Below are 13994 nucleotides of genomic sequence, written 5' to 3'. Positions count from 1 at the left end.
ATGCAGCGACAGATCCCTTTTCTCCTCGCCCTTTCCTCCACCACCCTTGCCGCAGCAGGGTTGGTGGGGTGCTCGTCCGAAGGGGCATCGCCAAGCGGATGCTCCCCTGTTGATAGTGCTGCGGTGCGCGAGGCCCTGCCAAATTCGCTCGGCAAGTCGAAGCTCGACCCACACTCCACCGACAAGGATGAACATTCCTTCTCAGTGCTCTACCGTGCAGAGGATAAGGAGCAGGTCAGCCTGCTGGGGACGAAATATGAGGCCGAGGGCTCACCCGTCTGCCCCGATGACCCCAATGAGGCAGCGCAGCGCTACTTAGAGCTGCTGCACGACGACCTCGATGCCCAAAACGCCGACCAGCAGCGCCCCGCCAATGAGTACTCCCCCTTCGAGTTCACCGCCGCTGACAGGCGGTTTTATTGCTCCGCCTGGCCGGTCGAAGAGTCAGTGTCTACCACCTGCGTGACCACCGTGGGCGATGTGGCGCTGAACTACTACCTCCACCGTGATGGCCACGACTCCGCAGCCGAGCAACAACGCATGGAAGACATCGGCTCGGAGCTCGCCCCCGCCCTGCAGGACTTGGACTAGTCCGGGCTCACCACATCGTGGCCGAGGCCCTGCTCGCGCCGGCGCCTTTCCGCCCGGCGCTTTTGCGGCCCGATGGTGGTATCCGGGTTCTTCACCGCTTCCAAGCCGGCGTTCAGCACGCCAAAGCGCGTGCACGCCGAGCCTGCCAAGAGCGATAGCCCCGCAGCCACCGAGACTGCCCGCGACTTCGTCACCGCAGCCACTGCACTACCGACACCGCCGGCCGCGATGAAGTATTCCGAGGCCTTCATCAACGCGCCCGGCCTGCCCTCGTGCAGCGCCTCGCGCGGCTCCGGCTCCATGCCTTCCTCCAGCACCTTGGTCGCCACCAGATCGCTGGCTGCCGCGGCCATACCCAACACACGGGCCGGTCCCGCGTGCTCGACCGGAGTGGTCACCATAGCCAGGCCTGACGACGCCGCACCCGCCGAGGAAACGAAGACATACGGCAGGTGCTTTTTCATGTCATTCCACACCGGGTTCGAGGTATTGGACAGCAATACCGCGGTATAGCCCGCGAGCGGACCACCGAGCACGCCCGCGACCGCGCCCGCCGGCCCGGCCGACTTCTTCAGCGCCGTACGCACAAACTTCGGCAGCGGCAGCTTGTGACCGGTCGCCGCATCCACTTCCGCGGCGGCCGGCAGCGCGGCCGCGCTGGCAAAGCCCGACAAAATCCACGAGCCCATCGACATTGGCGAGGTCACCTTAAAGACACGGAACATGTTCAATGCGCGCTCCGGGCGACCCAAATCCAGAATCAAAAAGACCGATCCCACGGCCGCCGCGCCAAAGGCAGAGATCCGCGTGGTGCGCCGCAGCGGCGCATTGCCCGCGGCCTGTGCACCAGCAGCCAAGAGCCCCGAGCCACCGCTCACGCCGCCCAAGAAAAGGTAGGCGCCGATGGGCCATTCCCACGGCGGAGCCTTCACCACAGGTCGGCCATAGTAAGACGAGAACTCGAAGTCCTGCGCCATGCGCTCCTCTTTGGAGCCGTCCTGCGCGCCCGCGCCTGGACGCTTCCGCTTCTTCTTCGGCTTCGTACCGTCAAACTTCCGGTAGCGATTGCGGCGCTCCGGCTGCGGTGGACGGTATTCATCAAAGTTGCTCATTTACGTCCCCCAATCAGGAAGGAACCAGCCACGGCCAACGCCATGCCGCCGATAGCCTTGGCTGCGGTCTTATACATCTGCGGCAAATCGGCCGTCGGCACGCGCGGATCCGGCGGCAAACCGTAGACCTCAGGTGAATCCAAAAGCAGGAAGATGGAGCCGGTTCCTCCCACACCATCGTCCTGGTTGGCACCGTAAAGGCGGGCCTCGGTAAGGCCTTGCTCGTGCAATACGCGCACGCGTTCCTTGGCTGCGGCCACCATCTCCTCGTACGGGCCGAACTGAATGGAATCAGTAGGACAGGTCTTAGAACATGCTGGCTGTTCGCCCTGCTTCAGGCGGTCGTAGCACATGGTGCACTTTTGGGCGACGCCCAAGTTCTTAATCGGCATTGACTCGCCTGGTGTATGGTCCGGCCCTTGTGGGGCAAGCTGCTTAAGCTTTTTCAACACGTTCACGCCGGCATGGGAATTATCCACGTAGTCCACCGTGGCCGTCTTGTCATACTTCAGCGCCACACCGCCGTCATCGCGGCGCTCGATGACGCCAAACGGGCAGCCGGCCACGCAAGTGCCGCAGCCATTGCACACATCATCCTGGACCACCACAGTGCCAAATTCGGTGCGGAACAGCGCGCCGGTAGGACACACGTCCAAGCAGCCCGCATGCGTGCAGTGCTTACACACGTCCGAGGACATGAGCCACCGGAACGTATCCGTATCCGGCGGGGTGGTATCAACCTCTGGGTCCTGCGCCCCTACCGAAGGCATGCCCAAGGAAATGAGATTCTTTCCCTCCTCGCGGGCCTGCTCGATGCGGTCATTGTTTTGCTCCACAAAGGCCACGTGCCGCCAGGTATTTGCACCCAGTGCGCCGGTGTTGTCATAGGAATCACCCGTGACGTCATAGCCTTCTACCGGGTTGCGGTTCCACTCCTTGCACGCCACCTCGCAGGCCTTACACCCGATACACACGGAAGTGTCGGTGAAAAAGGCCATGCGGCGGTACTTGTCGTAGCCATGCCGGCTCGCGTTTTCGGTCAGCAGATTTGTCATTTACTTACCTTCTTCGCTTTCCTCGCCCTTTTACCGTGCTCATCCGCATCCGCGGGCTGCTGCGGCTCTGGGTTATAGGTGAAGGAATCATCCACGGTGAGCAGATCATTGCCGGAATCCAGGTTCAGGTGCGCGCGCTTCTGATACTCCTTGAGCATCTCCACACGGGCCTCGCCGCGCGGGCGACGCCCCGGCTGGATATCGCAAGCGCCGATCTTGGAATTCTGGATGAATACGTTCGGCTCCAATGTAAGGCCCAGCAGATCATTGGCGCCATCGCCTGCAACGGCCGTGGAATCGGACTCGCCATAGTGATACGGCAAGCCGATCTGGTGGAACTCCTCACCATTGATCTTCATCATCTGCATGCGATCAGTGACCAAGACCTGTGCTTCAATCACGCCGCGCGGCGAGACGATGGTGGCCCACTTACCGTTTTCCAAGCCGCGCTTTTCTGCCAAGGCCTTATCAACCTCGCAGAAAAGGCCCGGCTGCAACTCCGCCAGGTACGGCAGACGGCGCGACATCGCACCCGAGGTATACATCTCGGTGAGGCGATAGGTGGAAAAGACGAACGGGAACACCTCCGAGCCCGGCTCGCCTGGCTCTGGGCGCGACAGGTTGTCTGGGCGCTTAATGGTCAGGCGCGTCGGCGATTGCTGCTGTTTGTATAGCACGTTGTGCACCGGAGACTCGTGCGGCTCATAGTGGGTGGGCAATGGGCCGTCGGAAAGCCCCGACGGCGCAAACAGCCAACCGCGGCCATCCGCCTGCATGATGAAGGCATCGGTGCCGTCGAGGGCGTCCGGGCCCACGGCGTCGACCGGAGCCTTGTAGTCCGGGGCCTTGGTAGCCGGGAAGTCCGGCACGTCATCGCCAACCCATTTACCCTGGTCAGCGTCCCACCACACATACTTCTTGCGCTCCGACCACGGAGTGCCGTCCGGCTTCGCCGAAGCACGGTTGTAGAGCAGGCGGCGGTTGGCCGGCCATACCCAACCCCACTCAGGAGCTACCTCGTTTTGCTCCGAACCCGGAACCTTGCGCGCGGACTGATTAATGCCGTCCTTAAACACGCCGGTGTAGATCCAGCAACCACCGGAGGTACTGCCATCGTTTTTCATCTCCACGAAGGCAGGCAAAAGCTCGCCCTTCTTCGGGCCCTCTAGGTAGTAGCCGTTGATCTCCTTGAGGATATCCTCAGAATTCGGCTCGCCTTCCTCGGTTTCCACATAGTCCCACGTGACCTTCTGCAGAGGAATATCTCGCGGATCAGTGGAATCGCGCAGGCGCTCCTTAATCTTCTTGCCCAACTGGTAGAAGAACCACAGGTCACTCTTGGCCTCGCCCGGCGGCGGCGCTGCTTGGAAGCGCCACTGCAGCATGCGCTGCGTCTGAGTAAAGGTGCCCGCCTTTTCCACGTGGGTGGCCGCCGGCATCAAGAAGACCTCAGTGCCGATGTCTTCGGTCTTAAGCTCACCGTTTTTAATCTCCGGCGAGTCCTTCCAGAAGGAGGCGGTCTCAATCTCCTGGAAATCGCGCACCACCAGCCACTTCAGCGCGGCCAAACCGCGGCGCTGCATTCCGCCGTTGGACTGCGCCACGGCCGGATTCTGGCCGAAGACAAAATAGCCTTCCACCTGCTCATCCAGCATTGCCATAAGCGTTTCATAGGTCGAATGCGCGCCAGAGATGCGCGGCATGAGGTCATAGCCCCAACCATTGTCCTTGGTTGCCGCATCGCCCCAATAGGACTTCATCAGCGAGACTGCATAGTTCTCACCAATCTGCCAAAAGCCCTTTTGCGACTCATTACGGATTCCATCGACAAACTCTGGCCAGCTTTGCTTATCGACGCTCGGCATGGGCAAATACCCCGGCAACGAGTGGAACAACGTCGGGATATCGGTAGATCCCTGAATCGAGGCGTGACCGCGCAACGCCATAATGCCCGATCCAGGACGGCCCACATTACCGGTCAGCAGCTGCAAAATAGCTGCGGTACGGATGAACTGCGCACCCAAGGTGTGCTGGGTAAAGCCCAACGCATAAGCAAAGCAGGTAGTGCGCTCCGGTGTAGAGTTCTGCGCTATCGACTCGGCTAGATAGAAGAAATCCTCCTGCGCAATACCGCAGGTCTCCTCCACTACCTCAGGCGTATAGCGCGCGTAATGCCGCTTGAGAATCTGGAAGACGGAATTCGGATGCTCCAGCGATTCATCGCGTTCTACATTCCACGACGCACCCTCCGGCTTTTGCACGTACTGCCACGAATCCGTGACGTACTTTCCAGTTTCCGGATCATAGCCGGAGAACAAACCATCCAAGTCCTCGGTGTCCTGATAGTCCTCCGAGATGATCATCGGTGCATTGGTATACGCCACCACATAATCATGGAAATACAGCTCATTTTCCAGCAGGTAATTAATAACCGCACCCAAAAGCACCACGTCCGTGCCGCCGCGAATGCCAATGTGGCGATTCGCAAAGGCAGACGTGCGCGTATAACGCGGATCCACGTGAATGATGCGTGCACCACGCTTCTTGGCTTCCACCACCCACTGGAATCCCACTGGGTGGCACTCGGCCATATTAGAACCCTCAATGACGATGCAGTCCGCATTCGCCATATCCTGCAGCGGTTGGGTTGCGCCGCCGCGGCCAAACGAAGTTCCTAGACTAGGAACAGTGGCGGAGTGTCATATGCGTGCCTGGTTCTCGAGCTGAATCGCACCAGCGGCGGTAAACAGCTTCTTAATGAGGTAATTTTCCTCATTATCCAAGGTCGCACCGCCCAAACCGGCGATACCCATCGTGCGGTTGAGCGCACGACCTTCATCGTCCACATCCTGCCAACCGTTCCGGCGGGCTTCCAAGAAACGATCCGCAATCATCTCCATCGCGGTATCTTCATCAAGATCCTGCCACTCCGTCGAGTGCGGCGCACGATACTTAATCTTGGTAAGGCGCGTAGCGGAGTTAATCAACTGCTCCGACGCAGATCCCTTCGGGCACAGGCGCCCACGAGAAATGGGCGAATCCGGATCGCCCTCCACCTGGATGACGCGGTCATCTTTGACATACACGCGCTGCGAACAACCGACCGCACAGTACGGGCACACCGACTGCACCACGCGGTCTGCTTCCACGGTGCGCCCATGCTTATCTTTGCTCTTTTGAGACTGCGTATTGACGTCCCTTCCGAAGGGATCGCCACTGCGCAGCTGGCGCACAACCGGCCAGTTGAGAGGGCTAAAGCGAGACATATCCCTAAATCTATATTTAGCTGAGCCAAAAAGCTACAAAGGCTACCCTAACTAGCTTGCACCGCCCAGAGCGCCCGCTTAACCCCCTCGACGATGTCCGCTAGCTCCATCATGGGCTTATCCGTTTTCTCCTGCTCTGTTATATACGGCACGTGGACAAATCCCGCGCTCACCCTCGTCCCCTCGAAGTGATGCAGGAGGCCATAGAGCAGCTGGTTACATACGAAAGTCCCGGCCGTATTCGACAATCGCGCCGGACTATCCCCCACCGCCGCGACCATTTTCTTTACCGGCAGCGTAGAGAAATAGGCCGTCGGGCCGCCCTCCACAACCGGTACATCCACCGGCTGATAACCCGCATTATCAGGAATATCGGCATCCATCACGTTGATCGCGACCCGCTCCGGGGTGATATGTGCCCGCCCGCCGGCCTGGCCCAAACATACAATGGCTTCGACCTCCGAATCCTCCGCGACCTCAATCGCCCGACGCAGCGATTCTCCGAATTTCGTCGGGATCACCAGCTTGACGAGCTCCGCGTCTCCAATGTGATCCGGTAGTTGCTGAAGAGCTCGTTCTGTGGGGTTTATGCTCTCTCCGCCGAAGGCGTCAAATGCGGTTACGAGGATTTTCATGCCGCCAGTATTTCAGATTCCGGGACACTCCCGCCCTTCGCGCTCACCGGCAGCACCTGAATGGCGCTTCCCTCTAGTCTTGGTGAGCGGCAAGGGTGTATGCCAGATTCTCTCCCTTCCCTCACGCTCACCGGGAATGGTGGTCCAAGCACTCGGGAGCCTGCCCGTGAGCGCGAAGGACGAGGGTACCTAACCGATCTGTTGCTTGGTAGCGCAGTCGATCTTCGCGTATGAACGTCCATTCTTATCTACTGACGTCATGGCATAGTTTCCGCCATAAGCTCGGCACCCGGTGTAGTTATCGACCACCGGCACCGGCTGAGGTGCGGGCTGCTGCTCGGGGGCTTGATAGCCAGCCACCTCGTCAAGCGTTGGCTGCTCCGCTACCTCTACTTCAGGCGCGTCGTGCTCCTGCTGGCGAATCTCTTCCTGCCGCTGCTCTGCACGACGGCGTTCTTCTTCCTGGCGCTCCTTCTCGCGCTTCTCTTCCTCCTCCAATTTCTCGAGCTCTTCGCGGGCTTGCTTCTCCTTCCCTTCAAGCTCGCGTTCCTTCTTCGAGGCAATCTCCTTGGGAGCATCCGGATATGCCGCCTTCTGGAAGGTGCTTCGAGCATCTTTGCGGTGAGTCAGAGCCGCTAATCCGGCCTTCGCTGCTGCTGACTTGTCCAGTACATCCTCGTAGCCTGCACTATCAGCTTCCCCGGAAGCTACAAATGCTGCCGCCGCAGCTTCTGCGCTGCTAAGCGCCTCGGCCATGTCCTCATCGCTGGAAACCTTGCACTCGTCCGAGACCCCAAAGATCCTTTCGCCAGCGTCTTTAGGGCCGCGTTCGGCATTGTGCACTTCGTCGTAAAACTTGTCGTTTCCGCCAAATACAACCGCCGTGGCTAGCCCTTCGGCCGCGACATCCGCGTTAATGAAGTCATCGTCAATAAAGACACCGGCAAGAGTGCGGCCGTACTTGTCGGTCCGCTCGGAGTCATATTCCAACCGAACCTCCGTCCCCTTTGGCAACCGTCCTTCCAAGTACCGCTTGGCTTCCTCCGCGAGGCACTCACTCGGTTCGCCGTTATGGCCGATTTCAGGCGTATCAATATTAAGTAGACGGACGCGGGTATTTTCGCCGTCGAGGTCGACGTCAATGGTGTCACCATCGATCACTCGATTGACCACCACAGTATCTTCATCACCACCGCCTAAAGCTACGGAAGCCACTGCGCCAACTGCAAAAATGCCAACGAGGGGTTTAACCCAGCCCATGAATGCTCCTCCTGAGAAAAATAGAGAGAATAGCTACTTAAAGTTAGCAATGGGAGACATGTGACAGCTCAAGCTCCCCTCCCTTCGCGCTCACCAGCGCCCTAAAACCAGCGCAAAAACACCTTTCCGTGAGCGCGAAAGGTGAGGTTTCGGCCACGGCAGATAACTCGCACTTTGTACCTACAGACGTAGAAGGAATAAGCTGAGCGATGTTGAAGTTGAACAGGACAGTATCTGGAAAATAGTCCGATCTGTCCATTTTTATTTTCAAAGGAATCTTTATGTCCCAACAAGAATCTTCGCGCTCCAAGCTTCCCGGCTGGGCCACGGGATTCGGTGCTCAGGTCATCGCGGGCCTCATCATCGGCCTTATCCTAGGCTTCATTGCCTCCGGCATGGATACCGACCCAGATAACCCGGGCTGGTTGACCACCCTGCTCACGGGCGTCGGCAGCGCCTACGTCCAGCTGCTTAAGGTGATGATCCCGCCACTGATCTTCGCCGCTGTTGTTACCTCCGTCGCTAATCTGCGCAAGGTCGCCAACGCCGCGTCCCTGGCAATTTCCACGCTTGTATGGTTCGCCATCACCGCATTCTTCTCCGTCCTGACGGGCATCATCGTCGCCGTCGTGATGAAGCCGGGCATCGGCACGAGCATCGATGCTGCCACCGCGCAGGATCCTTCCCACGTCGGCTCGTGGACCGCGTTCTTTGAGCAGCTTCTGCCCCAGAACTTCATGGGCCTTACCGCCTCGCTTTCCGACGGCGAAGTATCCCTCAGCTTTGGCGCCCTCCAGCTCCTCGTCATCTCGCTGGCCATTGGTATCGCCGCCGTCAAGACCGGCAAGTCTGCTGAGCCTTTCCTGCGCTTTACCGAGTCCTTTCTGAAGGTCATTCAGGTCATCCTTTGGTGGATTATCCGCCTTGCCCCGATTGGCACCGCGGCCCTCATCGGTAAGGCCGTAGCTACCTACGGCTGGGATGCACTGGGCTCGCTGGGCAAGTTCGTCTTGGCCATGTACGTCGGCATGGGCCTGGTATTTGCCGTGGTCTACCCGGCAGTACTGAAATTCAACAAGATCCCGGTCATCGGCTTCTTCAAGCGCGTGTGGCCCGTGACCTCCCTGGGCTTTGTCACCCGTTCTTCGATGGGCGTCATGCCAGCTACCGAGCGATTCAGTGAAAAGGCTATGGGCGTTCCATCCGAGTACGCTTCCTTTGCTATTCCGCTGGGCGCGACTACCAAGATGGATGGCTGCGCTTCCGTATACCCAGCCATCGCTGCCATCTTCGTCTCCCAGTTCTATGGCATCGACCTTGACTTCACCCAGTACCTGCTCATCATCTTCGTGTCCGTTATCGGTTCCGCCGCTACCGCAGGCACCACCGGCGCAACGGTGATGCTCACCCTGACGCTTTCTACGCTCGGCCTGCCACTGGCCGGTGTTGGTCTCCTGCTTGCCATCGAGCCAATCATTGACATGGGCCGTACCGCACTCAACGTCACCGGACAGGTGCTGTGCGCCACCATCGTGGCTAAGCGCGCCGGCATCCAGGACAAAGCAACCTGGGATGCTGCCGAGAACGGCGTCAAGCACATTATGGATTCTGACTCGGCCGAGACCATCGGAGTCAAGGCTTAAACCAGTCTCCTAAAAGGCAAAAAGAAACGCCCGCAAGGTAATCCTTGCGGGCGTTTAGCTATGCGCTTTTACTTCTTGAGGCCGTCAACACCATCGGTGTCGATCTGCTCCTTGCGCAGCTCCTCAGTGTGAGTCTCGGTGTCGCGAACGGTGTCCTTCTTCAGGTTGATCTTCTCAACCGGAACGGTCTCCTTGTTCACGTTTACGCGCTCCTCGTGCAGGGTGACGGAAGCTTCCTCGGAGTCACCGGAGATAGCGCCGTTGTAGTTCTTTGCATCCTCAGCGTTGATCGGAGTGCGCTCGACGCGAACCTCTTCGCGCTCAACCGGAACCTCGACGGTCTCGGTGTCGGTCACAACGTACTTGCGCAGGCGAGCCTCACCGGTGGCCACGCGCTCCTTGTTGACGTTGAGCTGCTCCTCGGAACGGATGAGTTCGCCATCGTTGTTGGTGCGTGCAGCCGCAGCGTTGTCAGCTACGCCAGCCTTTCGCTCGGTAGCAGCGGCGTCGGTGGTGTGGGTGGCTGCCTTCTTCTCGTCAGCGTGTGCACCGGCAACGCCTGCACCTGCAACACCTGCGCCAGCACCAGCAGCGCCAGCACCTGCGGTCAGGTTGTGATCCTTGTCAGCGCCAGCCTGAACGTCGCGCTTGGAGTCAAGGTTGGAATCCTTGTAGTCGGTTACGTCGTGTGCGCTTTCCAGACCGTAGTGCTTGAAGATATCGGACTGTGCCTCAGGGGTCAGCGGCTTATCGGAGTCGAACTCCGGAGCATCCTTGATGCGATCCTTGGAGAAGCCCAGCTTCAGGTTATCGCCGGAGAAGTCGTGCCCACGCAGCGGAACCAGGCTGGAGTTCATGCCGAACAGGCCGTGGTTAACCTCAACGAAGGTAGGCTGGCCGGACTGGTCATCAACGAATACCTCGTTAACGTCGCCCAGCTTCTCGCCGTTCTTGTCGTATGCGGTTGCGTTAAAGAGGTCCTTAATGTTCTTACCCATTGTCAGTAAATCCTTTCTGCTATTGGTATAGCTATCTTCAACCAAACAAAAGGACATTTTCTAACCCCGCCACGTGGAGTGTGGGGGTGAAAATCTCCAATTGCTTGCTGTGACAACCACCATACGGAGAAATCAAAATTTTTCGACCGCTAGCGGAGATTTTTCTCGATTTTGTTCACCATATCCAAGCTTCATGCAGCTCAGAACGGTTAGTAACAGTTCTGCAACATTGGAAAATCTGCACCATAAGCACCCGAACTGCGGAAACCGGATGTCGATTCCCTCGCCCGCAGTGCCCTAGACGCACCCCCTCACGATCTCCAAATCGTCCACTGTTCACCACACCCCCAAAATGCGGTGACAGCTACCCCACAGAGTTCTTTAACGAGGGTGTACTTTTTCTCCCAATATCCACAGGCGGTATACAGGACCGTACACCCGAACAGGCCTACACACATATTGGTCTAGTGCGCATTCACCTCAGCTGTCGGCAGAAAGCTGAGAAGATTAAGTCTTAGCGGAATAGGTACGGACGCCGATTTTCCAGGCCGGCTGGTTCCACATGGATGAACGCACTGCAGCCTGGGTAAAGCTCGTCGAGGGCAATTTCCACTGCGTCTGCAACCTCGTGGGAGTGCATGACGCTCCACTCCCCTGGCACCTCCATGGTCAGGTACACCAACCGCTGGCGGCCAGAGGCCACGGTGCGACGATCCGTGAAGTTTACCGAGTGTTCCTGCTCCAACCGAGCTAGGAGCTGCCTAATGTTCTGACGCTCGTCGTCGGGAAGCGCCTCAGAAAGCAGGCTACTCACCGAATCGCGCAGGAGGCTATAGCCCGTCCATAAGATATTGATGCCCACTGCGAGCGCCACTACAGGATCCAGCCACCACCAGCCAGTAAGGAATACGGCGGCGATGCCGACAAGGACGCCGACGGAAGTCCAGACGTCGGTAAGCAAATGGTGCCCATCCGCCTCCAAGGTGGCGGAACGGTAGCGCTTACCTGCATGTATGAGCGCGATGCCCACCGCGCCGTTGAGCACGGACGAAAGGGTTGACAACGCCAAGCCCCAGCCCGGCTCTTCAATCGGCTGCGGAACAAAGAAGCGTTGGATCGCCGTGTACACGATCATGCCGGCCGCAATAAAAATCATTGCGCCCTCTACCAAGGCGGAGACATACTCGGCTTTGCCGTGGCCAAACTGGTGGTTATCGTCGGCCGGCTTAGAGGCAATCCGGAGGGCATAAAAGCCGGCGACGGCCGCGACGAGATTCACGAGGGATTCGAAGGCATCAGAGAGGAAGCCCACCGAGCCGGTAAACCAAGCGGCCAAGGCCTTGAGGATGATGGTAGCCACAGCGGCGGCGATGGATAGCTGCATGAAGCGCTCAAGAATGCGCTGCTCTGAGCCTATGGAGGACATAGTCACTTCTCCCTTCGGTTCGGTTGCGGACCGAAGGTCTCGTTCACGGCCGCGGGCACTGCGGGCGCTGGCTGGCCGGGCTAAACGCCAGTATGTCGACCAGTCATCTCGGAATTAACCGAGGGAACTACTCCCCTTCTGGAAATCCTAACTTTATAGGGCATGTGACACCGACGCAAGATCGAAAAAAGCCACGGGAAACTCCCGTGGCTTAAATTCGTGAAGCTTTAGTGCTGGCCCTCTGCAAACTCTTCTACCAGCTTGGCGTTAAAGGCTGGCAGGTCATCTGGAGTGCGGGACGAGACCAAGCCCTGGTCGCAGTGGACTTCCTCATCTACCCAGGTGGCACCTGCATTGCGCAAGTCGGTCTGCAGGGACGGGAAGGACGTCAGGGTGCGGCCCTTGAGGGCGTCAGCATCAGCCAGGATCCAAGCACCGTGGCAGATGGCGCCGAGCGGTAGATCCTTGCTCATGTGGTTGCGCACGATTTCTACTGCGGCCTTGTCCAAGCGGATGAGGTCAGCATTATCGGTACCGCCAGGAAGAATGATGCCATCGAAAGACTCGCCAGTGGAGTCAGCGGTAGCGGCGTCAACGGAAATCTCCGTACCCTTCTTGCCGGTAATAGTGCCGGCCTCTGGGGCGAGGACACGCACGGTAGCGCCTGCGTTCTTCACGGCCTCCAACGGGGAGGTCAGCTCAGAGTCTTCGAAGCCATCGGTAGCGATGATGGCAATGGTCTTGTTATCTAGTTCAGCCATGTTGCAACCTCCTTTGTTCGGGTGCGCCGCCCACAGTAACGCGGAAGGTTTGTCTTCGCTACCTTCTCTTGCGCGCGAGTGGGTGGCGCCTTCCCCCTCTAACAAAGGGCCACTTCAGAGCGGTGTGGAATTAGCCGCCGATCTTAAAATCGCACACGTCACCGTCTTGCATGATGTAGTCCTTGCCCTCTTGACGGACCTTGCCATGCGCACGAGCCTCAGCCATGGAGCCGGCGTCTACAAGATCATCGAAGGAAACGATCTCGGCCTTAATAAACTTTTTCTCAAAGTCGGTGTGGATGACTCCAGCTGCCTGCGGTGCGGCAGAGCCTTGCTTAATGGTCCACGCACGGGCTTCCTTCTCCCCGGCGGTGAGGTAGGTCTGCAGCCCCAGGGTGGCAAAACCTGCCTTAGCCAGGGTGGCTAGGCCCGGCTCATCTTGGCCTACGGCCTCGAGCAGTTCGCGGGCTTCGTCTTCTTCTAGCTCGAGCAGCTCGGTTTCGGTCTGCGCATCGAGGAATACGGCCTCAGCCGGGGCGACGAGCTGGCGGAGTTCTTCCTTCTTAGCGTCGTCGGTAAGCACTGCTTCATCCGAATTGAAGACATAGAGGAAGGGCTTAGCCGTCATCAGGTGCAGATCGCGCACGAGTGCGAGGTCAATCTCGCCTTCCTTCGCCGCGGCGAAGAGGGTGCGATCATCTTCCAGAATCTCCTGGGCCTTCTTGGTTGCTTCCACCTCGGCGGCCAAATCCTTATTCTTGCGCGCATCCTTTTCCAGGCGCGGCAGGGCCTTTTCGATGGTCTGGAGATCCGCAAGAATGAGCTCGGTATTAATAACGGAGATATCGTTGCGCGGGTCCACCTTGCCATCGACGTGAATGACATTGTCATCAGAGAAGGCGCGCACTACCTGGCAAATGGCGTCTGCCTCGCGGATATTGGCTAGAAACGCGTTGCCCATACCTTCACCCTGGGAAGCGCCGGAGACGATGCCGGCGATGTCCACGAAAGACACGGTGGCAGGAAGGATGCGCTCAGAGTTAAACATCTCCGCCAGTTGGGTCAAGCGGGAATCCGGCAGCTCCACCAGGCCCACATTGGGCTCGATGGTGGCAAACGGGTAGTTCGCCGCCAGGATCTCGGAACGGGTCAGGGCATTAAACAAAGTGGACTTGCCCACATTGGGCAGGCCGACGATTCCTAGTGTAAGACTCACGGGGCCAATCCTAACGCACCCGCCTTCTTTT

General features: G+C 58.7%; 11 protein-coding genes. 2 read left to right on the top strand and 9 right to left on the bottom strand.

The genetic code is table 11. The annotated features are described in order from the left end of the window. Nucleotides 1-591, top strand: a complete 591-nt coding sequence (locus QP941_RS04795; RefSeq protein ID WP_284868184.1) for a hypothetical protein — start codon at nt 1-3, stop codon at nt 589-591. Here QP941_RS04795 and nrfD read toward each other — a convergent pair. From nrfD to QP941_RS04770, 5 genes are all read right to left on the bottom strand, one after another. After that, the gene (nrfD, locus tag QP941_RS04790) at nt 588-1703 is read right to left on the bottom strand and encodes an NrfD/PsrC family molybdoenzyme membrane anchor subunit (protein ID WP_284868183.1); all 1116 of its coding nucleotides are present in this window, start codon (nt 1701-1703) and stop codon (nt 588-590) included. The genes QP941_RS04795 and nrfD overlap by 4 nt on opposite strands. Then, the gene (locus QP941_RS04785) at nt 1700-2758 is read right to left on the bottom strand and encodes a 4Fe-4S dicluster domain-containing protein (protein WP_284767589.1); all 1059 of its coding nucleotides are present in this window, start codon (nt 2756-2758) and stop codon (nt 1700-1702) included. The genes nrfD and QP941_RS04785 overlap by 4 nt, the downstream gene beginning before the upstream one ends. Beyond that, nucleotides 2755-6024, bottom strand: coding sequence for a formate dehydrogenase-N subunit alpha (gene fdnG / locus QP941_RS04780; protein ID WP_284868182.1), 3270 nt, complete (start codon nt 6022-6024; stop codon nt 2755-2757). Before fdnG ends, QP941_RS04785 begins: the two co-directional genes overlap by 4 nt. Nucleotides 6025-6071: 47 nt before the next feature. Continuing rightward, nucleotides 6072-6659 carry a pyroglutamyl-peptidase I gene (locus QP941_RS04775; RefSeq protein ID WP_284868180.1) on the bottom strand — a complete coding sequence of 196 codons (588 nt, stop codon included), beginning with the start codon at nt 6657-6659 and terminating at the stop codon, nt 6072-6074. Nucleotides 6660-6848: 189 nt separating this feature from the next. Next, the gene (locus tag QP941_RS04770; protein ID WP_284868179.1) at nt 6849-7919 is read right to left on the bottom strand and encodes a thermonuclease family protein; all 1071 of its coding nucleotides are present in this window, start codon (nt 7917-7919) and stop codon (nt 6849-6851) included. Between the two features lie 281 nt (nt 7920-8200). Here QP941_RS04770 and QP941_RS04765 point away from each other — a divergent pair, with 281 nt between their 5' ends. Further along, nucleotides 8201-9562 (top strand): dicarboxylate/amino acid:cation symporter, encoded by a 1362-nt coding sequence (locus QP941_RS04765; protein WP_238801626.1) that lies wholly within the window; start codon nt 8201-8203, stop codon nt 9560-9562. Between the two features lie 68 nt (nt 9563-9630). Here QP941_RS04765 and QP941_RS04760 read toward each other — a convergent pair whose 3' ends face one another. From QP941_RS04760 to ychF, 4 genes are all read right to left on the bottom strand, one after another. Beyond that, a complete protein-coding gene (locus QP941_RS04760; RefSeq protein WP_284868178.1) occupies nt 9631-10560 on the bottom strand; it encodes a PRC and DUF2382 domain-containing protein in 930 nt (309 codons plus the stop codon). Nucleotides 10561-11074: 514 nt separating this feature from the next. Beyond that, nucleotides 11075-11986, bottom strand: coding sequence for a cation diffusion facilitator family transporter (locus QP941_RS04755; RefSeq protein ID WP_198492809.1), 912 nt, complete (start codon nt 11984-11986; stop codon nt 11075-11077). 227 nt (nt 11987-12213) lie between these two features. After that, entirely contained in the window at nt 12214-12747 is a 534-nt protein-coding gene (locus QP941_RS04750; RefSeq protein ID WP_284836404.1) for a type 1 glutamine amidotransferase domain-containing protein, read from the bottom strand. 130 nt (nt 12748-12877) lie between these two features. Continuing rightward, the gene (ychF, locus tag QP941_RS04745; RefSeq protein WP_225747179.1) at nt 12878-13963 is read right to left on the bottom strand and encodes a redox-regulated ATPase YchF; all 1086 of its coding nucleotides are present in this window, start codon (nt 13961-13963) and stop codon (nt 12878-12880) included. Nucleotides 13964-13994 lie beyond the last annotated feature (31 nt).

This window comes from Corynebacterium sp. MSK150, from assembly GCF_030229215.1.
Lineage (GTDB): Bacteria > Actinomycetota > Actinomycetes > Mycobacteriales > Mycobacteriaceae > Corynebacterium.
Note: the sequence above shows the minus strand (reverse complement) of the source record. Positions and strands in the feature narration are given on the sequence as shown.

Excerpts from the sequence above, each read along its gene's own strand:
- QP941_RS04795 (WP_284868184.1), top strand. The coding sequence starts at position 1 with ATGCAGCGACAGATCCCTTTTCTCCTCGCCCTTTCCTCCACCACCCTT.
- nrfD (WP_284868183.1), bottom strand. The coding sequence starts at position 1,703 with ATGAGCAACTTTGATGAATACCGTCCACCGCAGCCGGAGCGCCGCAAT.
- QP941_RS04785 (WP_284767589.1), bottom strand. The coding sequence starts at position 2,758 with ATGACAAATCTGCTGACCGAAAACGCGAGCCGGCATGGCTACGACAAG.
- QP941_RS04775 (WP_284868180.1), bottom strand. The coding sequence starts at position 6,659 with ATGAAAATCCTCGTAACCGCATTTGACGCCTTCGGCGGAGAGAGCATA.
- QP941_RS04770 (WP_284868179.1), bottom strand. The coding sequence starts at position 7,919 with ATGGGCTGGGTTAAACCCCTCGTTGGCATTTTTGCAGTTGGCGCAGTG.
- QP941_RS04765 (WP_238801626.1), top strand. The coding sequence starts at position 8,201 with ATGTCCCAACAAGAATCTTCGCGCTCCAAGCTTCCCGGCTGGGCCACG.
- QP941_RS04760 (WP_284868178.1), bottom strand. The coding sequence starts at position 10,560 with ATGGGTAAGAACATTAAGGACCTCTTTAACGCAACCGCATACGACAAG.
- QP941_RS04755 (WP_198492809.1), bottom strand. The coding sequence starts at position 11,986 with ATGTCCTCCATAGGCTCAGAGCAGCGCATTCTTGAGCGCTTCATGCAG.
- QP941_RS04750 (WP_284836404.1), bottom strand. The coding sequence starts at position 12,747 with ATGGCTGAACTAGATAACAAGACCATTGCCATCATCGCTACCGATGGC.